The sequence below is a fragment of the Streptomyces endophyticus genome (assembly GCF_035798155.1).
Classification (GTDB): domain Bacteria; phylum Actinomycetota; class Actinomycetes; order Streptomycetales; family Streptomycetaceae; genus Streptomyces; species Streptomyces endophyticus.
Genome location: NZ_JAOZYC010000103.1, coordinates 1 through 323 on the forward strand (window position 1 = coordinate 1; position 323 = coordinate 323).

Genomic DNA, 323 nt, shown 5'->3' on the forward strand with positions numbered 1-323 from the left:
GATCAGGATTCGACGCCGGTAACAAAACTTGAGGGGCATGCCGAGTTGGTAACAGAACTCGTAAATCCACTGTTGCAAACTTATAGTTGCCAACGACGACAACTACGCTCTAGCCGCCTAAGGGCGCTAGCTGACCCTAGGGGATGCCTGTAAACCCGAAGATTTGGTCAGTCATATAGAACAGGATCGCCGCCAAGTTCGCTGCAGACGTAACGGCTAAAACTTATGCAGCTCGCTCCAAGCACCCTGCCAGTCGGGTCGCGAGGAGTTAACTCAATAGAGATGGCTACGCATGTAGAACCGATAGCGGAGAGCTGGCGGAC

Annotated in this window: 1 other RNA gene; it reads left to right on the top strand. The window is 52.9% G+C overall.

Annotated features, from left to right (window positions below):
- Positions 1-2 precede the first annotated feature (2 nt).
- Positions 3-323: a transfer-messenger RNA gene (ssrA, locus tag OKJ99_RS14965) on the top strand.